This is a genomic window from Streptomyces candidus (assembly GCF_014207445.1).
Classification (GTDB): Bacteria; Actinomycetota; Actinomycetes; order Streptomycetales; family Streptomycetaceae; genus Streptomyces; species Streptomyces candidus.
Genome location: NZ_JACHEM010000003.1, coordinates 48,756 through 70,743 on the forward strand (window position 1 = coordinate 48,756; position 21,988 = coordinate 70,743).

The following is a 21,988-nucleotide window of genomic DNA, read 5'->3' on the forward strand; positions in this document are numbered from 1 at the left end:
GGACACCCCTCCGACCGGTCGGCCCGGTCCGGCACCCGCTACCGGGAACTCCTGGCGCAGTACGCGTCCCGCGGGCCGTCCTAGTCCGCCCCGAGGTGCCGGAGCCCGCCGTCGGACACCGGGTACGGCGACTCCACCGGAAGCAGCTGTTCCGCGCTCGCCGCGCCGTGCTGGGCCACGGCTTCGGCCACGGTCCGCGCGAGCGGCGTGACGTCCCTGACTCCGACGATCCACTCGTCCGCGTACCGCCGTACGGCCTCCCCGCTCAGGCCGAGCTGCAGGGACCGGTACGGCAACGGCTGTAGCCGTACGTCCCGTTCGGGGTCCCACTGGACGCGTGCGGGCGCGCCCCGCAGCGCCTGCTTCCAGGCCGCGCGATCGGCGTGCACCCCGTGCTCGTGGTGCGCCAGGCAGGCGTGCGCCAGCGCCCAGTCGAAGCCCTCCCGCCGGATCTCCACGGCGAGCACGACCTCCTGGTCCTGCTTCGTCGCCCAGCCGCAGCGGTACATCATCCACAGGAACGACGGCTTGATCCACGTCATCCGCTCCCGCTTCCACGCCGCCGGAAACCGTCCGCTCGCGGCAGCGGGCAGCCCGATGGACGGCGGGTACGCCTGGTAGACGGTGACGGTCTCCGCGGTGTGCAGCGCGCGTACCTGCCGCTGCGGTACGTGGGGGGTCGGCATGGGCCACAGTGTGGCCGCGGGACACCCCCGAGGACCAGGCAATATCCGCTCGGCGCGGTACCCGGGAACGCGGCTCCCGGGCGGATCTTACGCATCGGTGACGTACGGGAGGACTACGGCGGGGAGGGCAGCGTCCCGGCCGCCCGTGCCGGGCAGACGGGGCCCCGCATTACTTCGGCGTGTCCTTCGGGCCCTCCGAGCCGGTGCCGGGGCCGGTGTCCGGGCCGCTGTCGTGGCCGGTGCCCGTGCCGGGCCCGCCGTCCGGGCCGTCCCCGTCGCCTCGCTTCAGCTCCTCCTCGCGGCGACGGAGGTCCTTCTCCCAGTCCTCGAACAGGGACTCGCCCTTCTTGGCTCCCTTGTCCTTGTCCTCGTCCTTGAGGGACTTCAGAAAGTCCGGGTTGTCGTCGGGCGCGACCCACTGGGTGCGCCGGCCGCGCTGCCACTCCGACGGCGTACGGCCGCCCGTGACCGCCCGGCGGTTCTTGCCGGCGACGATCCACACGATCGGGCCGACGACCCAGAACAGCAGGATGATGAAGACCCACGCGACCTTCGGCAGGTGCTTGACCTCGTCCTCGGGGGTGTTGAGGCAGTCGATGAACGCGTAGATCGTCAGCGCCAGCGGCAGGATGAACATCAGTGCCCTGAGCATGGAGTGCTTCCCCCTGGGAACGTCGTCGGGGCCGTTCGACCGGCCCCGGTGAGGGCCCCAGGGTAGTCGGTGTCCGATACTGGACGGCATGGCTTACGACGATCTTCGCTCGTTCCTCCGTGCTCTGGAGCGCGAGGGCGACCTCAAGCGCATCAAGGCCGAAGTCGACCCGTACCTGGAGGTAGGGGAGATCGTCGACCGGGTGAACAAGGCCGGCGGCCCGGCTCTCCTGTTCGAGAAGGTGAAGGGGTCCTCGATGCCCCTCGCCATGAACGTCTTCGGCACCGACCGCCGCCTGCTCAAGGCCCTCGGCCTCAAGTCGTACGACGAGATCAGCGCCCAGATCGGCGGTCTGCTGAAGCCGGAGCTGCCGCAGGGCTTCGTGGGTGTACGCGAGGCGTTCGCGAAGCTCGGCTCGGTCGCCCACGTGCCGCCGAAGAAGGTCAAGGACGCCCCCGTCCAGGAGGTCGTGCTGACGGGTGACGACGTCGACCTGGACACGCTCCCGGCGCTGTTCACCTGGCCCGAGGACGGCGGCTCCTTCTTCAACCTGGGGCTGACGCACACCAAGGACCCCGAGTCCGGCATCCGCAACCTCGGCCTCTACCGCCTCCAGCGCCACGACAAGCGCACCATCGGCATGCACTGGCAGATCCACAAGGACAGCCGCAACCACTACCAGGTGGCGGCCCGGCGCGGCGAGCGTCTGCCCGTCGCCATCGCCTTCGGCGCGCCGCCGGCCGTCACGTACGCCTCCACCGCCCCGCTGCCCGGCGACATCGACGAGTACCTCTTCGCCGGTTTCCTCCAGGGCAAGCGGGTGGAGATGGTCGACTGCAAGACGGTCCCGCTCCAGGTGCCCGCGCACGCCGAGGTCGTCCTGGAGGGCTGGCTGGAGCCGGGGAGGATGCTCCCGGAGGGCCCCTTCGGCGACCACACCGGCTTCTACACGCCGCAGGAGGACTTCCCCGCGCTGACCATCGACACGGTCACGATGCGCAGGCGTCCCCTGCTCCAGTCCATCGTCGTCGGTCGGCCGCCGACCGAGGACGGGCCGCTGGGCCGCGCCACGGAGAGCTTCTTCCTGCCCCTCCTCAAGATCATCGTGCCGGACATCGTGGACTACCACCTCCCCGAGGCGGGCGGCTTCCACAACTGCATCATCGTGTCGATCGACAAGAAGTACCCGAAGCACGCCCAGAAGGTGATGTCGGCGATCTGGGGCGCCCACATGCTGTCCCTGGAGAAGCTGATCGTGGTCGTCGACAGCGACTGCGACGTGCGGAACTACCACGAGGTCGCCTGGCGGGCCTTCGGCAACGTCGACTACTCCCGCGACCTCACCGTCGTCGAGGGCCCGGTCGACCACCTCGACCACGCGTCGTACCAGCAGTACTGGGGCGGCAAGGCGGGTGTCGACGCCACGAAGAAGCTCCCCGAGGAGGGCTACACCCGGGACGGCGGCTGGCCGAACATGGTCGAGTCGGACCTGGCGACGGCGTCCAAGGTCGACCGTCGCTGGAAGGAGTACGGGCTGTGAGCGCCGACGCGGCCGACGCCGCCGCGCTGCCCCGGCATCCGGGCAAGGTGCGGGCGTTCCTCAACCTGGTCCTCATCGAGCACTCCGTCTTCGCGCTGCCCTTCGCGTACATCGCCGCGCTCACGGCGATGTTCCAGCTCGACAAGAACATCCACTGGGGCAAGCTGCTCCTGGTGACCGTCGCGATGGTGGGTCTGCGGACGTTCGCGATGGCGGCGAACCGGATCATCGACCGGGAGATCGACGCCCGTAACCCGCGTACCGCGAACCGCGAGATCGTGACGGGCGCGGTCAGCGTCAAGGCGGCGTGGACGGGGGCCGGGATCGCGCTGGTCTTCTTCCTCGGCGCGGCGGCCCTGCTCAACCCGCTGTGCCTGATGCTGGCGCCGATCGCGATCGTGCCGATGGTGGTCTATCCGTACGGCAAGCGGTTCACGAACTTCCCGCACGCCATCCTCGGTCTGGCCCAGGCGATGGGCCCGGTCGGCGCGTGGATAGCGATCACGGGGGAGTGGTCCTGGGACGCGGTCGTCCTCGGCCTCGCCGTCGGCGTCTGGATCGGCGGCTTCGACCTGATCTTCGGCTCGCAGGACGTCCAGGCGGACCGGGCGCACGGCGTGAAGTCCGTCCCGGCCCGCTTCGGCATCCCGGCCGCGCTGCACGGAGCCCGCGCCTGCCATGTCGTCACGACGGCCCTGCTGGTCTGGTACGGGGTCCGTACGGACGCCGGGATCTTCTTCTGGGTGGGCATGCTGATCGTCGCCGCGGCCTTCGTGTACGAGCACACGATCGTCCGCCCGCACGACCTGTCCCGCCTGAACCGGGCCTTCTTCCAGGTCAACGGCTTCATCGGGATAGCCCTGTTCGGGTGTGCCCTGATCGACCTCCTGGTGCGCGGGCTGACCGTGTAGGCAGTGGGGACCTGTATCGGTCGCTTCGCCCTCCACACCGCGCAAGCTGCCCGCGGACCCCGGCACGCCGGCCGGGTCCTGACCGGCCCGCGGTTCAGGCGGGCCCCCGCCCCCGCCTGAACCAGAACGCCGCCAGTACCCCGCCCACCAGCCCGAACAGGTGGCCCTGCCAGCTCACCGCGGTGTTGGTCGGCAGGACGCCCCACAGGATCGAGCCGTAGACGGCGGCGACGACCACCCCGATCACGACGTCCCACGGCCGCCGGTCGACGAAGCCGCGCACCACCAGGTAGCCGAACAACCCGAAGACGACTCCGGACGCACCGGCGGTGAGGGAGTTGTCGGGGGCGGTGAGCCAGACGCCGAGACCGCCCACCACCATGACGGTGAGGACGACCGCGGCGAGCCGGCGCAGCCCGCCCAGGGCGGCTATGAAGCCGAGGATCAGCAGCGGGGCGGTGTTGGACGCCACGTGGTCGAAGCCGTGGTGGAGGAAGGCCATGGGAAGCACGTCGCGCAGTTCGGGAAGCGTGCGCGGTGACAGGCCGAACGTGTGCAGCGCCCCGGTCGCGGCGTCCACCGCCTCCAGCACCCAGAGCAGCGCCACCCATGCCAGCATCACCCCGGCCGCGGCCTTCACCCGGGCACCCCGGTCCCGTCGCGGCTGCCCCGCCGTGTGCGGTGCGTACGTCATGTCGTCCGCCACCCCCTGTCGTTCGCGTGGCGCGCGCCGGCGGTCCGGCAGCGTCCGTCCGGTGCCGTCCCTCGGGTGCCGTCCGGTCCTCCGGTCCGTCACGCGCTGTTGTCACCTGAGAACGTCCCGGCACCTTGCCGGGTTCCCGCGAACCGGCCCCCGATAAGCTCCGGTCATGACTGAGCCCGCCGTCGACCGAGCCACCGCGCGCAAGCGCACCCCCTGGATGGTGGGGGTCTCCGGCGCGTCCGGCACCCCGTACGCCGCCGCCGTGCTGCGCGGGCTGCTCGACGCGGGGGAGGCCGTGGACCTGGTCGTCAGCCGGGCGTCGCGGCTGACCATCCTCGACGAGACGGGCATCGCGTACCGCGACAGCCACTGGCGCGAGGATCTCGCGGCCTGGCTGGCGCGCGGCGCGGACGGCAAGCCGGACACCTTCCAGGACCTGGACCTGTCCGACGTACGGCACTGGAGCGCGGGCGATCTCGCCGCCGGTCCGTCGTCCGGTTCGTACGCCGTGAAGGGCATGCTCATCGTCCCGGCCTCGACGGCGAGCGTCGCCGGCGTCGCCCTGGGGCTCTCGAAGGACCTGCTGCAACGCGCCGCGAGCGTCACGCTCAAGGAGCGCCGGAAGCTGGTGATGGCGGTACGGGAGACCCCGCTCAGCGGGCAGACGCTCAAGCACCTGGTGACGCTCGACGAGGCGGGAGCCGTCGTGCTGCCCGCCTCGCCCGCCTTCTACGCCGGCGCGACGCACATCCAGGACCTGGTGGACTTCGTCGCGGGGCGGGTGCTGGACGCGGCGGGCGTGCGGCACGACCTGTACCGCCGGTGGAAGGGGGAGCTCGGGGGAGGCTCCCGTAACCGGTAGCCGATGGCCGTCGTCACACCCCCGTGTGGCCTTGGATATTTACAGGGGAAGCGCCCCTGTGCCTTAGTTTCTCTACACAAGCTCGCGGTATCGCTGAACAATGGAAGGCTTCAGGTATATGGACGCCGTGGACAGGCAGCTCATCCAGGCTCTTCGGGAGAACGGCAGGGCCTCGTACGCCGAACTCGGGCGCCTCGTGGGCCTCTCCGGCCCCAGCGTCACCGACCGCATCAACCGCCTCGAAGCGGCGGGCGTCATCACCGGCTACCGCGCCACCGTCGACGCGAAGTCGCTCGGCCTCGGCGTCACCGCGCTCATCGGCATCTCGCTCTCGGACGCAGCCGACCACGAGGACGTGGCCCGCCGGCTGAAGGACCTGGAGGAGATCGAGGACCTCTGGTTCATCGCGGGCGACGACTCGTACATGCTCAAGATCCGCGCCGGCGACGTCGACGGGCTGGAGCGCACCATCCGCCGCCTGTCCGGCACCAAGGGCGTCTCACGCACCCGTACCACCATCGTCCTCTCCACCAAGTGGGAGAACCGGGTCGGAGAACTGCCCGAAGAGGCGTAGGCGTACGGTTGGGTGAGCTTGATTTACGGACACACATAGGAGGCGGCCGGGTATGGACGCGGGACTCAAGCGCGAGCTGGAGGAGAAGGTCCGGGCCGGGGAGCGGCTGACCCGCGAGGACGGGATCGCCCTCTACGAGTCGGACGACCTCGCCTGGCTGGGCGGCCTCGCCCACGAGGTGCGCACCCGCAAGAACGGTGACGTCGTCCACTTCAACGTCAACCGCCACCTCAACATGACCAACGTGTGCACCGCGTCCTGCGCGTACTGCTCGTTCCAGCGCAAGCCGGGCGAGAAGGACGCGTACACGATGCGCATCGAGGAGGCCGTCCGCCTGGCCAAGGCGATGGAGAACGAGAACCTCACCGAACTCCACATCGTCAACGGCCTGCACCCGACGCTCCCGTGGCGCTACTACCCGCGCTCCCTCTCCGCCCTGAAGGAAGCCCTCCCGCAGGTCTCCCTCAAGGCGTTCACGGCCACCGAGATCCACCACTTCGAGACGATCTCCGGCCTCACCGCCTCCGAGATCCTCGACGAGCTGATCGAGGCGGGCCTGGAGTCCCTCACCGGCGGCGGCGCCGAGATCTTCGACTGGGAGGTGAGGCAGCACATCGTCGACCACAACACCCACTGGGAGGACTGGTCGCGCATCCACCGCCTCGCCCACGAGAAGGGCCTCAAGACCCCGGCCACGATGCTGTACGGCCACATCGAGGAGCCCCGCCACCGCGTCGACCACGTGCTGCGGCTGCGCGAGATGCAGGACGAGACCGGCGGCTTCCAGGTCTTCATCCCGCTGCGCTACCAGCACGACTTCGTCGACATGAAGGACGGCAAGGTCCGCAACAAGCTCCAGGCCCGCACCACCATGGCCACCGGAGCCGAGGCCCTGAAGACCTTCGCCGTCTCCCGCCTCCTGTTCGACAACGTCCCGCACGTCAAGGTCTTCTGGGTGATGCACGGCGTGCAGACCGCCCAGCTCGCCCTCCAGCACGGCGCGGACGACATGGACGGCTCGGTCGTCGAGTACAAGATCACGCACGACGCGGACGACTACGGCACCCCGAACAAGCTCGGCCGCGACGACCTCCTGGAACTGATCCGCGACGCCGGTTTCCGCCCCGTCGAGCGCAACACGCGCTACGAGATCATCAAGGAGTACGAAGGCCCGGACGCCGCCCGCCGCGAGACCCCGCAGGCGATGCGCGTCTGACCCCCACCTCGCGTACGCGCGAGAGCCCCGGCCGTCGTCCGTACGCACGAGAGCCCCGGCCCGGAGGAGCACCCTCCGGGCCGGGGCTCCTCGCGTTCCGGCTAGCGTGCCGCCCATGGACAACGCACCACTCCGCTTCGTTCTCGACCCGCCCGTGGACGCCGCCCTCCGGGACGGTCTGATCGCCCTCTGGGCGGACGTCACCGACGCGGGCGGCGCCGTCGGGTTCGTCCCGCCGGCCGATCCCGAGCAGATACGGACCGAGCTGGTCCACCACTTCGTCGCCATGGCCGAGGGCCGCACCCGGCTGCTCGTCGGGTACGACGAGGACGGCGCCGTCGCCGCCACCGCGTACCTCACCCGCAACACCCACCGGCTGATGACCCACTGGCTCTGGCTCTACACCGTGATGGTCCACCCCAGGCACCAGGGCAAGGGGCACGGCCGCGCCCTGCTGTCGGCCGCCGCCGACGCCGCCCGCACGATGCCCGGCATCGAGGCGATCCGGCTGACCTGCCGGGGCGGCATCGGCGCGGACACCTTCTACGCGACCTGCGGCTACAAGGAGGTCGGTCGCGTACCGGGCGCGATCCGGGTCGCCCCGGGCGACGACCGGGACGACGTGATCATGCTCCTGTCGCTCACCTGAGACACCGCCGCCCCACGTCGGCACCCCGCGGGGAGCGGCCCGGAACCGCAGGGGCCCGGCAGGTGCGCCGGGTCCCTGTGCTGTACTGGGTGGAGCCCGTTTGGCCGCTGCTGAGAAGAAGGTCCCGCCGTGAGCACCCATGACGTGAGCACCAAGCACGCGACGATCCGCTACACCGCGATGCGCCTGGGCGTCTTCGCCGCCTGCTTCGGCGCGATCTGGATTCTGGTCAGCCTGCGCGTCCTGCCCTCCGGCCTCGGCGGCGTCTCGAACGTGATGTGGGTGATGCTGCTCGCGATCGTCGTCTCCGCGCCGCTCAGTTTCGTCCTGCTCCGCAAGCAGCGCGACGCGATGTCCGTGCGCATCGTGGAGAAGGTCGACGAGACCAAGGCCCGCATGGAGGCCAACCGCCGGCAGGAGGACCTCGCGTAAGCGGTCCGTAAGCTGCGTCACACGCCTCGGCGCCCCGGGAACGAGCCACTGGCTCAACTCCCGGGGCGCCGCCCGTTTTTCACCGCACCTGCGCCACATCCGACCACTTTCCCCCCAAAGAAGACCTTTGATGTTCTCAAAGTGCGAGTGTTAACGTGTTCCGCATGACGACATCCGCCGCGCCCCGCAACCTCAAGAGCGTTCCGCTCGTGGCGCGCCTGCATGTCGATCTCTGCCGCCGGGTCTCGGCCGCCTGTCGCCGCTCCGCCTGAAGACTCGAACTCTCGAATTCTCGAAGTTCAGCGCGACCTTTTCTCCCCCCTCCCCCTGCTGTCCCCGCAGCTTCCTTCACCGGAGTGTGTCCGTGTCCGCGTCCCCCGCGCAGCAGGCCGACCAGGCTGAGCAGCCTGCGAAGCCCAAGAAGAAGAACCCCATATCCAGGATCCCGTTCGGAGTCCAGGTCCTGCTGGGCCTGGCCCTCGGCGTCCTGCTCGGCTGGCTGGCCCGGCAGTACGACATCGCCTCGCTCAGCACGACCCTGGACACCATCGGCAAGACCTTCGTCGGCCTGCTGAAGCTGGCAGTCGCCCCGCTGGTCTTCTTCGCGATCCTGGTATCGATCACCAACCTCCGCCAGGTCAACAACGCAGCCCGACTGGCGAGCCGCACGCTCCTCTGGTTCATGATCACGTCGCTGATCGCGGTGGCCATCGGCCTGGTGATCGGTCTGGTCACGAACCCGGGCGCGGGCACCGGCCTCACCAAGGCGGACGGCAAGAAGCCCGAGGACGCGGGCTCCTGGATCGACTTCCTCACCGGGATCATCCCGACGGACATCATCACGCCGTTCCAGGACCTGGAAGTCCTCCAGATCGTCTTCATGGCAGTGGTGGCAGGCGTCGCGGCCCTCGCTCTCGGCGAGAAGGCCAAGCCGATCCTCACCCTCTCCACCTCGGTCCTGGAGCTTCTCCAGAAGGCCCTGTGGTGGGTCATCCTGCTGGCCCCGCTCGGCACCGTCGGCCTCATCGGCAAGGCGGTCTCGCAGTACGGCTGGGACCTGCTCGGCCCGTACGCGACCTTCACCGCGGACATCTACATCGGTTGCGCCCTCGTCCTCTTCGGCGTCTACCCGCTGCTCCTGGCCACGGTCGCCAAGGTCAGCCCGCTGCAGTTCTTCAAGGGCGCCTGGCCGGCCATCCAGCTGGCCTTCGTCTCCCGCTCCTCGGTCGGCACCATGCCGGTCACCCAGCGGGTCACCGAGCGCCTGGGTGTTCCGAAGGAGTACGCCTCCTTCGCCGTCCCGTTCGGCGCGACCACCAAGATGGACGGCTGCGCCGCGATCTACCCGGCGTTGGCCGCGATCTTCATCGCGCAGATCTTCGACGTGCAGCTGGGCATCAAGGAGTACCTGCTCATCGTCTTCGTCTCGGTCATCGGCTCCGCGGCCACCGCGGGCCTCACCGGCGCGACGGTCATGCTGACCCTGACCCTCTCCACTCTGGGCCTGCCGCTGGAGGGCGTCGGTCTCCTAATGGCGATCGACCCGATCCTCGACATGATGCGCACGGCGACGAACGTCGCAGGCCAGGCAGCCGTCCCGGTGATCGTCGCGGCCCGCGAGAAGATCCTCGACCACGACATGTTCAACTCGGCGTCGGCGTCCCCGGTCGACGACTACGAGCCCGCCGAGCTGCAAAAGTCCGAGAAGTCCGAGGAGCGCGTGCCGGTCACCGCATGACCGGCCCGACGATCATCCGGCAGCACTGAGAGAAGTACTGGGCGAAAGCCCCCCACCGCACGCCGGTGGGGGGCTTTCGCCTGTCCTCGGGGTGCGCGGGAGGCACCGCACAAGCTGGTCCGGTACGGAAATTCCGTACGACCTCCGCACCGTCCGGGCATGTGGGGTGGTCACTCGTGCCGATCCCGGCGAGCGAAGCCAGGGGCCCTCACCCGACCAGCGCTTTCTGGCCGATAGGTGCATACGGCGCACCTCGCGCCCCGCTCGGGGTTTTCGGGCACGGATGTGGTCCGGACCCACCCTGCCGTCCCAGTGGGGCCCGTACCCTTGCCGGTGACCACGTGGGCGGTTGGGGCAGGGGGGACAAGTGGGGCAGACGGAACGGTTGGGGCGAGGACCGGGAGGCGGCGGCAAGGTTCGACGGATGCCGCGGGCGGCGCGGGAGCAGCAGATGCTGGACGCGGCCGTGCAGAGTTTCGCCAGGCTCGGATACCGGGCCGCTTCGATGGACCAGATCGCGGAGCTGGCCGGGGTGTCGAAACCGCTCGTCTATCTGTACCTGAACTCCAAGGACGAACTCTTCACGGCGTGCATTCGGCGTGAGGCGGGCGCACTGGTGGCGGCCGTGCGGGCGGGCATCGAGCCGGGGCTGCCCGCGGACCGGCAGTTGTGGGACGGGCTGACCGCCTTCTTCACGCACACCGCCGAGAATCCGGACGGCTGGGCCGTGCTGCACCGCCGGGCCCGCACGCACGGGGAGCCCTTCGCCACCGAGGTCACCGCGATGCGTGAGGACATGGCGGCGTTCGTGACGCACCTGACGACGCGGCCCGCGAGGCACGCCGCGATCCCCTCCTGCCCGACGCGGAGGTGACGGGCCTGGCGCAGGCGCTGGTGGGCGCGGCCGAATCCCTCGCCGACTGGGCGAACGCGACGCCAGGAGTCACCGCGCGGGTAGCCGCGTCGACGCTGATGAACTTCGCCTGGGCGGGCCTGCAAAACCTCCTCCGCGACAACCCCTGGACGCCACCCCCACCCCCATAACCGCCCGGGGAACGCCGAGTCCGTTCCTGCCGGCCCCCACGCACGGCGGCGCCGCACGCCGTAGCCCCCTCGCACGGCGGTGCCGCCCCACGTAGCGCCCGAGTTCCGCCGTTCGCCTCACGCCCCCGGCATGCTCTGTCCGCACACCCGCACCACCTGCCCGTTGACCGCCGCCGAAGCAGGGTGAGCGAGCCAGGCCGCCGTCTCGGCGACGTCCTCCGGGCAGCCGGACTGAGCGAGGGAGTTCATCCGGCGGCCGGCCTCGCGCACGAGGCGCGGGGATGCCGTCGTGGTCCGTGTCGTGATGGAGCCGGGTGCGATCGCGTTGACCGTGATGCCGTACGAGCCGAGCCCCGGCGCCAGTGCCCGTACGAGGCCCGCCACGCCCGCCTTGCCCGTGGCGTAGTTCGTCTGCCCCGCGCTGCCCGCGAGCCCGGCGACGGCGGAGGTGGCGATGATGCGCGAACCGGCCCCCAGGGTCCCGGACTTCACCAATGCCCGGGTGGTCCGCACGACCGCCCCCAGGTTGACGTCGAGCACCGCACTCCACGCCGTCTCCGACATGTCGGCCAGCCGCCGGTTCCGGGTGAGACCCGCGTGGTGGACGAGGACGTCGAGCGGTCCGGCCTCCGCCATGCGGTCGGCGGCTTCCGGAGTGGTGACGTCCAGGGCGAGGGCCGTCCCACCGACCCGTACGGCCGTCCGTTCCAGCTCCTCCGCCGCCTGCGGCACGTCCACGCACACGACCTGCGCACCGTCCCGCGCCAGTGCGGTGGCGACGGCGGCGCCGATGCCCCGGGCCGCCCCGGTCACCAGGGCGGTACGCCCGGCCAGCGGCCTCTCCCAGTCGTCAACCGCCACTCCACCCTCAACCGGGCTGAGTTGTACGACCTGTCCGTTCACGTAGGCCGACTTCGGCGAGATCAGGAAGCGCAGCGTCGACTCCGCCGCGGCGACGGCCGGGTCTCCCGCGGGACCCCCCGCTCCGGGACCGCCCGCGGCCAGTCGCACCAACTGTGCCGTCCGTCCCCGACCCAGCTCCTTCGCCAGCGACCGTACGAACCCCTCCAGCGCGACCTGCACCGCGGCCTGTTCGGGGTCGCCGTCGGACGGGGTCGCGCCGATCACCACCACCCGCCCGCTCGCCCGCACCGACCCCACGACCGGATGCAGCGCGGCGTGCACCGTCGCGAGGTCCTCCACCGTCGCCACGCCAAAGGCGTCCAGCACGACGACCGCCGGGTCGCGCGCCTCCGAGCGCACGACGTCCATTCCGGTACGGGCGAGCAGTGCGCAGAGCGCCGACGTGCGCCTCGCACCGCCCGCTGACAGGACCAGCAACTTCCCGTCCAGCAGCGGTTGTTCCGGTGTCCACCGCACCAGCTCCTCCGGCTGCGGCAGCCCGAGCCGCCGGGTCAGGAACCGGCCGGGGGCCGTACCCGCGAGACGCCGATAGCGATCAGCAGCCATTGCCCAGACTCCCCATTCGTACGACCCGCACACACGCCCGAGCGGGCGTTCCTGTGAGCCGTGTACCCCGACCGGGCTGGACCGACCGGCCGACGGCGGTCCGTTTCGGCGGCAAACCGTACGAGGGAGGGCGGCGCGGCTCGGAAACCTAGGACGCGGACCGCACGTCCGTCACGCTGATCGCGCCCACCGGGCAGGCCCGCGCCGCCTCCCGTACCGGCGCGCCGGGTCCCGCCGCCGCTTGCTCCCAGTCCTCCGCCAGCTCCGACAGCCCCTCGTCGTCCTGGGTGAAGACCCGTGGCGCGAGCAGCGCGCACTGGCCCGCCCCGATGCAGACGTCCTTATTGATCCCGATGTCCATCCCGCTCCCGCTCACCTGTCCGGCCCGTACGGCATCACGTACGTCCTCCCGTAGGCCCTCCTGCACGTCTTCCACCCCTCACCACGTCACCGGCAGCTCGAACAGCCCCTGGATCGTGTCGCCCGGCTTGTGCGGAACCTCCGCCGCCGGTACGGCCAGCCGCAGCCCAGGCAGCCGCCGGAACAGCGTCCCGAGCGCGATCTCCATCTCCGCGCGCGCCAGGTTCTGCCCCAGGCACTGATGAATTCCGAACCCGAACGCCAAGTGCCGTTCCCGGCGCTCCACATCGAGCGCGTCCGGCGCCTCGAACGTCGCCGGATCGCGGTTGATCAGCGACGTCGCGAGCACCACCGTCTCCCCGGCCCGGATCGTCACCCCGGCGATCTCGATGTCCTCCGTGGCCAGCCGCGCCATCCCGTCCGCGATCGACAGGTACCGCAGCAGCTCCTCGCAGGCCGCCACCACGCCCGCGTCGTCCGCCGCCCGGAACCGGGCCAGCTGCTCCGGGTGCTCCAGCAGCGTGAACGTTCCCAGCGCGATCATGTTCGCGGTCGTCTCGTGCCCCGCGATGAGCAGGATCTCCGCGAGGTTGACCAGTTCCTCGCGGTCCTCGAAGACGTCGATCATGTCGTCCAGCAGTCCGACGGGCAGCCCTTGCGCTCCGGCTTGTTTCCGCTCCACCAAATCGCCGATGTATGCGTCCAGGGCGTCCCGTGCCGTCTCCACGTCCTCCTGCTCGGGTCCCCGCAGCAGTTTTCGCGACTGCTCCTCGAAGAAGTCGTGGTCCGCGTACGGGACCCCGAGCAGCGCACAGATGACCATCGAGGGCACCGGCAACGCGAACGCGCTCACCAGGTCGGCCGGGGCGCCACGCTCCACCATCTCGTCCAGCAGCCGGTCCACGGTCTCCTGGATCGCGGGCCGCAGCGCCGCGGTCCGCTTCAGCGTGAACCCGGGGATCAACTTCCGGCGCTGTACGTTGTGTTCGGGGTCGTCGACGCCCAACAGCTCCACCCGCCTTCGCTCCACCTTCTCCAGCCGCCGCTGGAACACCGGGAACTCCGGCCGCGAGCGGTCCGACGAGAGCCGCTGGTCGGCGAGGAGCGCCCGCGCCTCCGCGAGCCCGCTCACCATCCACACCTCGCTCCCGTCGTAGATCTCCACCCGGCTGACGGGCCGCCCCGACGCGCGCAGCGGCTCGTACCCGGGCGGCGGGGCGTACGGGCAGGCGCGGTCCTGCGGAAAGACGACGGGCGACCCGGACAGGGGCGACCTGGCGACGGGGGTCTCGGTCTCGAACGTCTCGGTCACGGGTGACTCAGTCACGGACAACCTCACAGGGAAGCGGAGGACCTCTACCGATCACTCCCCACTAGATGCCCGGGGCTCCCAGTCGGTCTACGCGATGTTCGGCCAAAGGGCCGACGACGGGTGGGCCGGCCAGGTGACGAGGACCGTCTCGACAGGTCCGTACGTCCCGGCCACTCCGGCTTTCACCGGCACTCCGCCGTCGTACCGCGCGATCGGGTCCCGTTGTCGCCGAGGGCAACGAGGTGGTCTCCGAGGTCGAGGTGCCGCACCAGGAGTTGGGCCTGTTCCGCGCGGCCTCGTTCTGGACGGTCGAGGAGGGCGGATCGTGCGCGGCCGGGAGTACTGGACGGGCGTGGGCGCGGATCCGCGGCCGGAATGGCGGACGTCGATGGGCGAACCCATGTGACGCCACCGCGGGCCCGAGCGGTTACCCGTACGGGCTACGGCGGGGCGTTCCTTAGCCTGAGTGGGTGACATGCGTGGCTGTACGCCCAGTCCGCGCAATTACCGTCCTGTCGCATGGCTTCCTCCCGAACCGCCGCACCTCTCAACCGCAGACACCTGGGCACTGTGGCCGTGCTCGCCTGGGCGGGAGAACACGCCGACGACGGACACGACGCGGCCTTCCTCCTCGCATACACCCTCGGTGACGGGACCGGCACCAGCGAAGAAGGCGAAGCCGCCGTCCGGGCCCTACTCGCCGGTGCGAAGCTGCCGGTCGGCGGCGCGATCGTGAACGGTGCGCTGTCCAGCGTCCCGGTGACCCTCGTGGTGGACGGCAGCAACGCGGTGCTGACCCTGCCGCCCCTCAACGTCACGTGCAGCGTCCCGCCCCAGTGGACCGCCGCGGCCGAGAAGCGCGGGCAGGTGCACCTGATGTTCACCACCCGCCCCTGGCCGTACCACCGGCCCGGACAGCCGGTCACCCGGGAGCAGCTCCAGGCGTTCGTGGGCGACGAGGACACCATCCGTGCCGCCGCCCACTGCCGTCTCCCGGCCGCGCCACCGTAGGTTCCGCTCGCGGGTGTCACCGCCGGTACGGCCGCTGCCGGGAGCGAGGCGGAGAGCGTGGCGGCCAGCTCCCCCGGTGTCGTATCCGACAACCTGGGCCAGGTTGCGGCGCGCACGTCCTGGTCCGCGTACGACCGCTCCGGCCGGACCGCCCCCTCGTCAGCCGAGGGGAAGCCCACCGAGCATCGTGCCCGTACTGTTGCCGCCGACCGCGCTGCCGAGCAGCTTCCCCGGGGCCGCGTTCTTCGCGTCACTCGCCGTCCTGGCCACGCCCTTCGCGGAGTCGACGAGCGGGATCGGAGCGCCGAGCGGCTCGGAGTGGGCGTGGTCGGCCCCCACCACCTGCGCCACACCCGGGTGGGCGCTCGTCGAGGGACTGGCCGGCATGCGGGACTCCGCGACCGCCGACGAGGAACCCGCACCTACGACCACCATCGACGCGGCCAGAACCGAAGCCGCCTTCGTGCGCTTCATAGAAATTTCCTCATTCCGTGCGGGGTGGGTTTCGTCTGTCTGTGCCGGCTTCAGCGCTGGGCGACGCGTCCGCGACGGGTCAGCAGTACGCCACCGCCCAGAAGGGCCATGCTCAGGGCAGCGGCGCCACCGAGCTCGCCGGCCCCGGTGTCGGCGAGGAGTGCCTTGCCGGCCTCGGCGCGCTGAACGGGCGTCTCGACAGTGCGCGGCTTACCCGGCCCTGCGGACTTGCCGGGCGTCGGCTCCGACGGCGGCCGGCTCACCGGGGGTTTGCCGACCGGGGGATTGCCGACGACCGGGGGGACGACGACCGGCGGCTCGCCGACGGGCGGCTTGCCCGACGGGGGCTGGTCAGCAGGGGGCTGCTCCGACGGGGGCTGGTCTACCGGCGGCTCGCCGGGGGGCTCTTCGTCGGCGGGGGGCTGGTCCGTCGGAGGCTCGTCGGCGGGGGGCTGGTCCTTCGGCGGCTGATCCGTCGGGGGTACGTCGGCGGGCGGCTCGTCCGCCGGAGGCTGGTCTGCCGGGTGCTCGTAGGCGGGTGGCTCTTCTGCCGGGTGCTCGTAGGCGGGCGGCTCTTCCGCGGGGGGCTCATGGGACCGGGGCGTGCCGGTCGGCGGCCGACCTGCCGGAGGGATCGGCCCGTTGGCGCACTTGTTGCCGAACGCGGGGTTCAGCAGGCCGATGACGTCGACCGTGTTGCCGCAGGCGTTCACGGGAACATGTGCCGGAACCTGCGCGCTGTTGCCGGAGAGAGCACCCGGCGAGTCCGAGGCCGTGCCCTCGCTCACCGCGTCGGCGTAGGCATGGCCCCCGGTCATGGAGAGGACGCCCGAGACGGCTGCGGTTACCAGCACGCTCTTTCGCAATACTTGTCGCACTTCGCCGTTCCCTGTCTTTCATGCTTGCGGGGGAGCCGATTGCTCGTCCACACATGCGGAGGCGCTGATTGGTCGGCCCCTGAGTACATGGCGCGTACTCAGGGGCCGACCGGGTTCCGAACGCGCGAGGGTTCGGATGCTGAATTACTTGTTGACGCAGGTGTTGCCGAAGGCCGGGTTCAGCAGACCGATCACGTTGACGGTGTTGCCGCAGAAGTTCACGGGCACCTCGACCGGAACCTGGACCACGTTCCCGGAGACGACGCCGGGGGAGTTCGATGCCACGGCCTCGGCCTCGGCTTCTGCCATGGCGGGGGAGGCCGCACCCAGGGCCATCAGCGAACCGGCGAAAACCACGGCGAACTTCTTGTACTTCATTGCGTGACCTTTCTTTCGGTGGCACCCTGAACAGCCACGTATTTCGCGCTGCACGAGTCCACATGGGAATCCCGTAGTGCCGCCGTCTTCATACATAACGATCTGACGGCAGGGAGGAAACTCACTCAATTCCGTGAATTTTCCTTGTCACCTGAAAGGCCACTGCATACAAGTCGGCGAATGAAGGGGCTCAGCCCCCAAGAGGAAGACCGCCGAGAAGTCCTGCGGGGACGGCCGCGGCGGGGGGCCCGCCCCTGGTCAGACCTCCCAGGACAGGGAGCCCGCCGAGCAGGTCGTCGGCCGCCGCGGCGGCGGGACGGGGCGCCGGGGGCACCTCGGGGGTCGCGGCCCGAGCGGTGCTGGCGGTTACCAGGGCCGAGGCGGAGACGAGGGCGGCGAGAGCGGCGGCGCAGGCCTGCTGGTGGCGCATTGACTTCTCCTGCGTGATTCGGCTGGTCGCAGGCGCAACGAGCCGCACCCTTCGGAAGTAACGCTCCGTCCCGTGGCATTCGCGCCCTGATCGGTGCCCCGTCCCTCTGGGGGCAGCCGCGGCCCGCAGGCCCGCCAACGCCGCGGATACGGAACGGAACAACCGCATACCCGCTCGGCGCTCGGCAGGGAGTGGCCGCCCGAGGTGGGGAGATCGCGCAATAACGTTCCGGCGCTCCCCTCGTTTCCCAGGTGTGCGCGCGTCGGCCCGTTCCCTGGCGTGCGTGCGCGAAAAGGGGGCCCGAACCCATTGCGGCCCCCTTTTCGCAGCTCGGGGTGTGGCGCCTAGCAGTTGCCGGTGGAGGGCTTGCCTGTGAAGCGGTCGGTCAGCCAGTCCATGGCCGGGGACGCTCCGGCCGTCACCCCGCCGATGTGGCCGAGGAGGGGGTGCGAGCGCCACTGGACGTTTGCGCCCGTCCTGCACCAGTCGGCCCGGAGCCGGGCGCCTACCTGGTACGGGATCAGTTCGTCGACGCCGCCGTGGTAGAGGTACACCGGGTGGTCGGGGGCGTGGGTGCCGAGCCTTGAGTCCGCGAGCCTGGCTTGCCAGTCGGGGGCTTCCAGCGGGTTCCTGGTGGTGACCTCGCTGATGCGCTTGAACGGGGCGGAGATCGAGTTGATCGCCACGCAGTTCTTCCGCATGAAGTCGACGTACGCCTTGCCCCGCATGTTGAGGTACGAGTCGAGATTCAGCTCGGGGTAGGCCGTGTCGTGACCGGCCGCCGCCATGAGGATGAGGCCCGCGCCGACGTTGCCGTCGTTGAACGCGGCGACCTCCATCAGGTCGGCGGGGACGCCGCCGGTCGCCGTGCCCTTGACGTTCAGTTCGGGGGCGTAGGAGTCGTGCAGTTCGGCCGCCCAGCTGCTGGCCTGGCCGCCCTGCGAGTAGCCCATGATGCCGACCGGGGAGGCGGGAGTGAGGCCGGTGGCGGAGGGCGGGAGGCGAAGGGCGGCGCGGGCGGCGTCCAGGACGGCGTGGCCCTCGGCGCGGCCGACGGTGTACGTGTGGTCGCCGGGGGTGCCGAGTCCCTCGTAGTCGGTGACGGCGACCGCCCAGCCCCGTTGCACGGCCTGGTTGATGAGGGTCGCTTCGACGGTCGTGCCGTGCGGAAAGCCCGCGCTCGGGGCGCACTGGTCACCCATGCCTACCGTGCCGACGGCGTACGTGACGAGGGGGCGCGGGCCCTTCCTGCCGTCCTTGGGCACGATGACCGTGCCGGAGACGGTGTTCGGTGCGCCCTTCGCGGTCGTCGAGCGGTACTCGATGTGCCACGCGTCGGTGTTCGTGGGCTGCAGGGGGACGGTGCGGAAGGCGGTGGGTGAGGTGGAGACGAGGTCGCCGGGCGCGGCGGCGGTCTGCGCGGCCGGAGCCCGGGTAGAGGTGGGCGCGTTCTCGGCGGCCGTCGCCGTCGCGGCGGACGGCAGGGCGGCGGACAGGGCGAGGGCTGCGGACGCCGCGAGCACTCTGTGACGTACGGACACGGACATACGGCTCTCCCTACGAGCAGCGAGTGGGGGGATGGGGGGTGCGGCTCTCTCGTACGGCGGTCTGGCGCGGCATTGCGGATGTGTGTGAGGAGAACGTAGTGACAGGGAACGAGGAAAGGCGCTGACCGGAATGCTCAGCTTCGCTGACGCGGAGTCCCGTACGTGTGCACCGCCACTCGGTACGCACCCGGTGTCGTCCCCGTCCACCTGCGGAACGCCCGGTGGAAGCTGGTGTCCTCCGAGAAGCCGAGCCGTGCCGCGAGTTCGGCGATCGGCTCGCGGCCCTCGGTGAGGCCGGCGATCGCGGCGTCCCTGCGCACGGCGTCCTTGAGCTGCTGGAACGACGTGTTCTCGCGGTCGAGGCGACGGCGCAGGGTCGCCGGGCTGACAGCGAGGCGGGCGGCGGTCTGGGTCAGCGTCGGCAGACGGGGGGAGGTGCGCAGCGAGCGGGCGAGGGAGCGGCGCACCTGCTCGGCGACGGTCGTGCCGTACTCGCGCCGGGTGAGGAGGTCGAACGGGGCGCGGCGGAGGAGCGCGTCGAGGGCCGCCTCGTCCCGGACGAGCGGTGCGTCCAGCCAGTGGGCGTCGAAGCCGGCGGCGGTCCGGGCGGCCCCGAAGCGCACCGGGCAGCCGAAGAGGGACTCGTACTCGTCCTGGTGGGGCGGCGGCGGATAGCCGAACTCCGCCCAGAGCAGCGGGAGGCGACGACCCGTCAGCCAGCTGCACAGCCGGTGCCAGATGATCAACATGCACTCGGTGAGGAAGCGGTCCTCGTCGGTGTGGAGCGGGTTGTGCACGGTGAAGACCGCTTCGGTCCCGGTCCGGCGCAGGGTGAGGTCGGGCCCGCCGTCGAAGAGGGCGTAGAAGGCGGTTCCGCGTTCCGTCGCGCGGCCGAGGTCGGGGCAGGCCAGCGCGGCGTAACACATCATCGCGAAGGTGCCGGGGCGGCTGCGGGTGGCGGAGAGGCCCAGGAACTCGTCCTGGGTCGTGCGGTACAGCGCCCGGAAGAGGCGGGCGAACTGGACGCTCGTGACCCTGGCCCGGTCGTCCCCGAGGAGGAGCGGCGGGATCTGCGCCGCCTGCAGCAGCGGGACGGTGTCCGCGCCGGCGCGTTCGGCCCCGCGCAGCACGGCGCGTACATGGTGCACGGTGATCGTCCGCTTCCCCATGGCGCGACGGTAGCGGCTTTGAGCGCGCGGGTCAGCGGGGGTGACGTTTCCCGTCATCTCCCCCACTGCCGTACGTACTTACCTTCGAGTCATGACGGCGACGACGAAGGAGCGCCCACCGGCGCTGGCGGAGTTCACCGAATGGGCCGGGGAGCGGTACGGGGAGCTGCCCGCCCTCCGGGCGAAGGGGGCCGGGCCCGTCTCCTACGGCAGGCTCCGCGACCGGGTGCGGGAGATCGGGCGCGGGCTGATGGCGGCCGGGGTGAGCCCCGGCGACCGGATCGGCATCCTCGGCGAGACCCGCGTCGAGTGGACGTACGCGCACTTCGCGGTGCTGGCGGTGGGCGGTGTCGTCGTGCCCGTCTACCCGACGGCGGGGGAGAGCGAAGTGGCGTGGGTGCTCGGCGACTCGGGCGCGCGGCTGGTGCTGTGCGAGAGCGCGGCGCAGGCGAAGCGCGTGGCGGGAGCGGCTCCGGGGGCACGGACGGTCCTCTTCGACGAGCTGGGCGGGCTGCCCCGGGACTCCGTCCCCCTCGACGGGTTCCTTGCCCGCGCCGCCTCGGTGCGCCCCGATGACCTCTGCTCCCTCGTCTACACCTCCGGCACCACGGGTCCCCCCAAGGGGTGCGGGCTCACGCACGCCAACTTCGGGGCCGTGCTCGACGGCGGAGCCGAGACGATCGACGGCGGGCCCGGCGACCGGACGTACCTCTACCTGCCGCTCGCGCACCTCCTCGCCCAGCTCATCGAGTTCAACACCCTCCTGTTCGGGGGCGAGCTGTGCTACTTCGGCGGCCGGATCGAGGAGGTGATCGGGGAACTGGCGGAGGTCGCGCCCACGCACCTGCCGTCCGTGCCGCGTCTCTTCGAGAAGGTGCACTCGGTGGTACTGGGGCTCGCGGAGTCGCAGGAGGGCGGCAAGGAACGGTTCCAGGAGGCGGTACGGGTCGGGCTCCTCGCGGCGGAAGGGCGGCTTCCGGACGCCGACCGGGCGACGTACGAGGCCGCCGAGAAGTCGCTCTACAGTCTCGTGCGCGGCGCCTTCGGCGGGCGGCTGCGCTGGGCCCTCACCGGGGCCGCGCCGATCGCGCCGCAGACCCTCGACTTCCTGCGGGCCTGCTCGGTCCCGGTGTACGAGGGCTACGGAATGACGGAGTCCGGCGGGGTGATCTCGCTGAACCGGCCCGGGGCCGTCCGGTACGGGACGGTGGGGCAGGCCTATCCCGGCTGCGAGATCCGTATCGCGGAGGAGGACGGGGAGGTGCTGGCTCGCGGCCCCATGGTCTTCGCCGGGTACCACGGGGACACCGCCGCCACCCGGCAGGTCCTCGACGCGGACGGCTGGCTGCACACCGGCGACCTGGGGTGCCTGGACGCCGACGGCTACCTCACGCTCACGGGGCGCAAGAAGGACCTGATCATCACGTCCGCGGGCAAGAACCTCGCCCCGGCCCCCATCGAGCACGCGCTGCAGCAGTCCCGGTACGTGTCGCACGCGGTGCTGGCGGGCGACCGGCGCCCGCATCCGGTCGCGCTGATCACCCTGGACGCGGAGTAGACAGCGGCCTGGGCGGCCCGGGAGGGCCACGAGCTGGGGGAGCGTCCCGGACAGCACCCGGCGGTGCGGGAGCTGGTCGGGCAGGCCGTGGAGGCGGCCAACGCGCAGGCGTCCCGGCCGGCCCGCATCCGTGCCTTCGCGGTCCTCGACGAGGACTTCAGCGTCGCGGGCGGGGCGCTGACGCCGACGTTGAAGGTGCGCCGGCGTGCGGTTCTGGAACGCCATGCGGAAGAGATCGAGGCGCTGTACCGGTAGCGACGGACCGGCGGCGGCCGGCGTGCGGGCAACGGCGGCCACGAGCGTGTCGGCGGGCGTGCGGGAAAGGGGCGGCACAAGGCAGGAGCCCTGTTCCGGTAAACCGGGAACAGGGCTCCTTGGGTAATGCGGGTAATCG

Annotated in this window: 21 protein-coding genes and 2 pseudogenes; 11 read left to right on the forward strand and 12 right to left on the reverse strand. The window is 71.0% G+C overall.

The genetic code is table 11. The annotated features are described in order from the left end of the window. Window positions 1-80: 80 nt before the first annotated feature. Together HNQ79_RS06135 and HNQ79_RS06140 are read right to left on the reverse strand one after the other, a co-directional pair. On the reverse strand, window positions 81-686 hold the full coding sequence (locus HNQ79_RS06135) for a DUF4291 domain-containing protein (RefSeq protein ID WP_185027820.1): 606 nt from the start codon (window positions 684-686) through the stop codon (window positions 81-83). A gap of 169 nt (window positions 687-855) precedes the next feature. Beyond that, complete coding sequence (locus HNQ79_RS06140; RefSeq protein ID WP_185027822.1) at window positions 856-1,338, reverse strand: PLD nuclease N-terminal domain-containing protein; 483 nt, start codon at window positions 1,336-1,338, stop codon at window positions 856-858. Between the two features lie 88 nt (window positions 1,339-1,426). Here HNQ79_RS06140 and HNQ79_RS06145 point away from each other — a divergent pair, with 88 nt between their 5' ends. Next, window positions 1,427-2,878, forward strand: a complete 1,452-nt coding sequence (locus HNQ79_RS06145) for a menaquinone biosynthesis decarboxylase (protein ID WP_185027824.1) — start codon at window positions 1,427-1,429, stop codon at window positions 2,876-2,878. Further along, on the forward strand, window positions 2,875-3,789 hold the full coding sequence (gene mqnP, locus HNQ79_RS06150; protein ID WP_229923352.1) for a menaquinone biosynthesis prenyltransferase MqnP: 915 nt from the start codon (window positions 2,875-2,877) through the stop codon (window positions 3,787-3,789). The genes HNQ79_RS06145 and mqnP overlap by 4 nt, the downstream gene beginning before the upstream one ends. A gap of 94 nt (window positions 3,790-3,883) precedes the next feature. Here the strand turns inward: mqnP and HNQ79_RS06155 are convergent, their stop codons facing one another. Continuing rightward, on the reverse strand, window positions 3,884-4,483 hold the full coding sequence (locus tag HNQ79_RS06155) for a rhomboid family intramembrane serine protease (protein WP_185027826.1): 600 nt from the start codon (window positions 4,481-4,483) through the stop codon (window positions 3,884-3,886). A gap of 175 nt (window positions 4,484-4,658) precedes the next feature. On the opposite strand from HNQ79_RS06155, the gene HNQ79_RS06160 reads away from it, so the two are divergent. The 7 genes and pseudogenes from HNQ79_RS06160 (at window position 4,659) to HNQ79_RS06190 (ending at window position 11,007) form a co-directional block, all read left to right on the forward strand. Beyond that, the gene (locus tag HNQ79_RS06160) at window positions 4,659-5,354 is read left to right on the forward strand and encodes a UbiX family flavin prenyltransferase (RefSeq protein ID WP_185027828.1); all 696 of its coding nucleotides are present in this window, start codon (window positions 4,659-4,661) and stop codon (window positions 5,352-5,354) included. A 118-nt stretch (window positions 5,355-5,472) separates the two neighbouring features. Continuing rightward, window positions 5,473-5,928: an Lrp/AsnC family transcriptional regulator gene (locus HNQ79_RS06165; protein WP_185027830.1), complete on the forward strand. Its 456-nt coding sequence runs from the start codon at window positions 5,473-5,475 to the stop codon at window positions 5,926-5,928. Window positions 5,929-5,980: 52 nt separating this feature from the next. Beyond that, the gene (gene mqnE / locus HNQ79_RS06170; protein ID WP_185027832.1) at window positions 5,981-7,144 is read left to right on the forward strand and encodes an aminofutalosine synthase MqnE; all 1,164 of its coding nucleotides are present in this window, start codon (window positions 5,981-5,983) and stop codon (window positions 7,142-7,144) included. A 115-nt stretch (window positions 7,145-7,259) separates the two neighbouring features. Further along, window positions 7,260-7,793, forward strand: a complete 534-nt coding sequence (locus tag HNQ79_RS06175; RefSeq protein WP_185027834.1) for a GNAT family N-acetyltransferase — start codon at window positions 7,260-7,262, stop codon at window positions 7,791-7,793. Window positions 7,794-7,973: 180 nt separating this feature from the next. Continuing rightward, window positions 7,974-8,225, forward strand: a complete 252-nt coding sequence (locus HNQ79_RS06180) for a DUF4229 domain-containing protein (RefSeq protein WP_185028698.1) — start codon at window positions 7,974-7,976, stop codon at window positions 8,223-8,225. 364 nt (window positions 8,226-8,589) lie between these two features. Beyond that, window positions 8,590-9,963 carry a dicarboxylate/amino acid:cation symporter gene (locus HNQ79_RS06185; RefSeq protein ID WP_185027837.1) on the forward strand — a complete coding sequence of 458 codons (1,374 nt, stop codon included), beginning with the start codon at window positions 8,590-8,592 and terminating at the stop codon, window positions 9,961-9,963. Window positions 9,964-10,387: 424 nt separating this feature from the next. Continuing rightward, window positions 10,388-11,007: pseudogene (locus HNQ79_RS06190) on the forward strand (TetR/AcrR family transcriptional regulator). A 117-nt stretch (window positions 11,008-11,124) separates the two neighbouring features. Here the strand turns inward: HNQ79_RS06190 and HNQ79_RS06195 are convergent. The 3 genes from HNQ79_RS06195 to HNQ79_RS06205 all read right to left on the reverse strand — a co-directional run bounded on the left by HNQ79_RS06195 (window position 11,125) and on the right by HNQ79_RS06205 (window position 14,164). Beyond that, a complete protein-coding gene (locus HNQ79_RS06195) occupies window positions 11,125-12,477 on the reverse strand; it encodes a 3-oxoacyl-ACP reductase (protein ID WP_185027839.1) in 1,353 nt (450 codons plus the stop codon). Between the two features lie 148 nt (window positions 12,478-12,625). Beyond that, a complete protein-coding gene (locus HNQ79_RS06200; protein WP_185028700.1) occupies window positions 12,626-12,838 on the reverse strand; it encodes a ferredoxin in 213 nt (70 codons plus the stop codon). Between the two features lie 78 nt (window positions 12,839-12,916). Beyond that, window positions 12,917-14,164: a cytochrome P450 gene (locus HNQ79_RS06205; protein WP_185027841.1), complete on the reverse strand. Its 1,248-nt coding sequence runs from the start codon at window positions 14,162-14,164 to the stop codon at window positions 12,917-12,919. A gap of 504 nt (window positions 14,165-14,668) precedes the next feature. On the opposite strand from HNQ79_RS06205, the gene HNQ79_RS06210 reads away from it, so the two are divergent. Continuing rightward, window positions 14,669-15,160, forward strand: coding sequence for a DUF5949 family protein (locus HNQ79_RS06210; RefSeq protein WP_185027843.1), 492 nt, complete (start codon window positions 14,669-14,671; stop codon window positions 15,158-15,160). A gap of 159 nt (window positions 15,161-15,319) precedes the next feature. On the opposite strand, the gene HNQ79_RS06215 is transcribed toward HNQ79_RS06210, so the two are convergent. The 6 genes from HNQ79_RS06215 to HNQ79_RS06240 form a co-directional block, all read right to left on the reverse strand. Next, on the reverse strand, window positions 15,320-15,634 hold the full coding sequence (locus HNQ79_RS06215) for a hypothetical protein (protein ID WP_185027845.1): 315 nt from the start codon (window positions 15,632-15,634) through the stop codon (window positions 15,320-15,322). A gap of 50 nt (window positions 15,635-15,684) precedes the next feature. Continuing rightward, a complete protein-coding gene (locus tag HNQ79_RS34420) occupies window positions 15,685-16,512 on the reverse strand; it encodes a chaplin (protein WP_185027847.1) in 828 nt (275 codons plus the stop codon). Window positions 16,513-16,656: 144 nt separating this feature from the next. Then, the gene (locus HNQ79_RS06225) at window positions 16,657-16,890 is read right to left on the reverse strand and encodes a chaplin (RefSeq protein WP_185027849.1); all 234 of its coding nucleotides are present in this window, start codon (window positions 16,888-16,890) and stop codon (window positions 16,657-16,659) included. A 190-nt stretch (window positions 16,891-17,080) separates the two neighbouring features. Continuing rightward, the gene (locus HNQ79_RS06230; RefSeq protein WP_185027851.1) at window positions 17,081-17,320 is read right to left on the reverse strand and encodes a hypothetical protein; all 240 of its coding nucleotides are present in this window, start codon (window positions 17,318-17,320) and stop codon (window positions 17,081-17,083) included. A 344-nt stretch (window positions 17,321-17,664) separates the two neighbouring features. Continuing rightward, the gene (locus HNQ79_RS06235; protein ID WP_185027853.1) at window positions 17,665-18,867 is read right to left on the reverse strand and encodes a lipase family protein; all 1,203 of its coding nucleotides are present in this window, start codon (window positions 18,865-18,867) and stop codon (window positions 17,665-17,667) included. Window positions 18,868-19,001: 134 nt separating this feature from the next. Then, complete coding sequence (locus tag HNQ79_RS06240; protein WP_185027855.1) at window positions 19,002-20,036, reverse strand: AraC family transcriptional regulator; 1,035 nt, start codon at window positions 20,034-20,036, stop codon at window positions 19,002-19,004. Between the two features lie 91 nt (window positions 20,037-20,127). On the opposite strand from HNQ79_RS06240, the pseudogene HNQ79_RS06245 reads away from it, so the two are divergent. Next, window positions 20,128-21,849, forward strand: a pseudogene (locus HNQ79_RS06245) (AMP-dependent synthetase/ligase). The last annotated feature ends 139 nt before the right edge of the window (window positions 21,850-21,988 follow it).

Excerpts from the sequence above, each read along its gene's own strand:
- HNQ79_RS06175 (WP_185027834.1), top strand. The coding sequence starts at position 7,260 with ATGGACAACGCACCACTCCGCTTCGTTCTCGACCCGCCCGTGGACGCC.
- HNQ79_RS06200 (WP_185028700.1), bottom strand. The coding sequence starts at position 12,838 with ATGGACATCGGGATCAATAAGGACGTCTGCATCGGGGCGGGCCAGTGC.
- HNQ79_RS06155 (WP_185027826.1), bottom strand. The coding sequence starts at position 4,483 with ATGACGTACGCACCGCACACGGCGGGGCAGCCGCGACGGGACCGGGGT.
- HNQ79_RS06195 (WP_185027839.1), bottom strand. The coding sequence starts at position 12,477 with ATGGCTGCTGATCGCTATCGGCGTCTCGCGGGTACGGCCCCCGGCCGG.
- HNQ79_RS06240 (WP_185027855.1), bottom strand. The coding sequence starts at position 20,036 with ATGGGGAAGCGGACGATCACCGTGCACCATGTACGCGCCGTGCTGCGC.
- HNQ79_RS06145 (WP_185027824.1), top strand. The coding sequence starts at position 1,427 with ATGGCTTACGACGATCTTCGCTCGTTCCTCCGTGCTCTGGAGCGCGAG.
- HNQ79_RS06140 (WP_185027822.1), bottom strand. The coding sequence starts at position 1,338 with ATGCTCAGGGCACTGATGTTCATCCTGCCGCTGGCGCTGACGATCTAC.
- HNQ79_RS06215 (WP_185027845.1), bottom strand. The coding sequence starts at position 15,634 with ATGAAGCGCACGAAGGCGGCTTCGGTTCTGGCCGCGTCGATGGTGGTC.
- HNQ79_RS06235 (WP_185027853.1), bottom strand. The coding sequence starts at position 18,867 with ATGTCCGTGTCCGTACGTCACAGAGTGCTCGCGGCGTCCGCAGCCCTC.
- HNQ79_RS06225 (WP_185027849.1), bottom strand. The coding sequence starts at position 16,890 with ATGAAGTACAAGAAGTTCGCCGTGGTTTTCGCCGGTTCGCTGATGGCC.
- HNQ79_RS06160 (WP_185027828.1), top strand. The coding sequence starts at position 4,659 with ATGACTGAGCCCGCCGTCGACCGAGCCACCGCGCGCAAGCGCACCCCC.
- HNQ79_RS06230 (WP_185027851.1), bottom strand. The coding sequence starts at position 17,320 with ATGCGCCACCAGCAGGCCTGCGCCGCCGCTCTCGCCGCCCTCGTCTCC.
- HNQ79_RS06210 (WP_185027843.1), top strand. The coding sequence starts at position 14,669 with ATGGCTTCCTCCCGAACCGCCGCACCTCTCAACCGCAGACACCTGGGC.
- mqnE (WP_185027832.1), top strand. The coding sequence starts at position 5,981 with ATGGACGCGGGACTCAAGCGCGAGCTGGAGGAGAAGGTCCGGGCCGGG.
- HNQ79_RS06135 (WP_185027820.1), bottom strand. The coding sequence starts at position 686 with ATGCCGACCCCCCACGTACCGCAGCGGCAGGTACGCGCGCTGCACACC.
- HNQ79_RS06180 (WP_185028698.1), top strand. The coding sequence starts at position 7,974 with ATGCGCCTGGGCGTCTTCGCCGCCTGCTTCGGCGCGATCTGGATTCTG.
- HNQ79_RS06165 (WP_185027830.1), top strand. The coding sequence starts at position 5,473 with ATGGACGCCGTGGACAGGCAGCTCATCCAGGCTCTTCGGGAGAACGGC.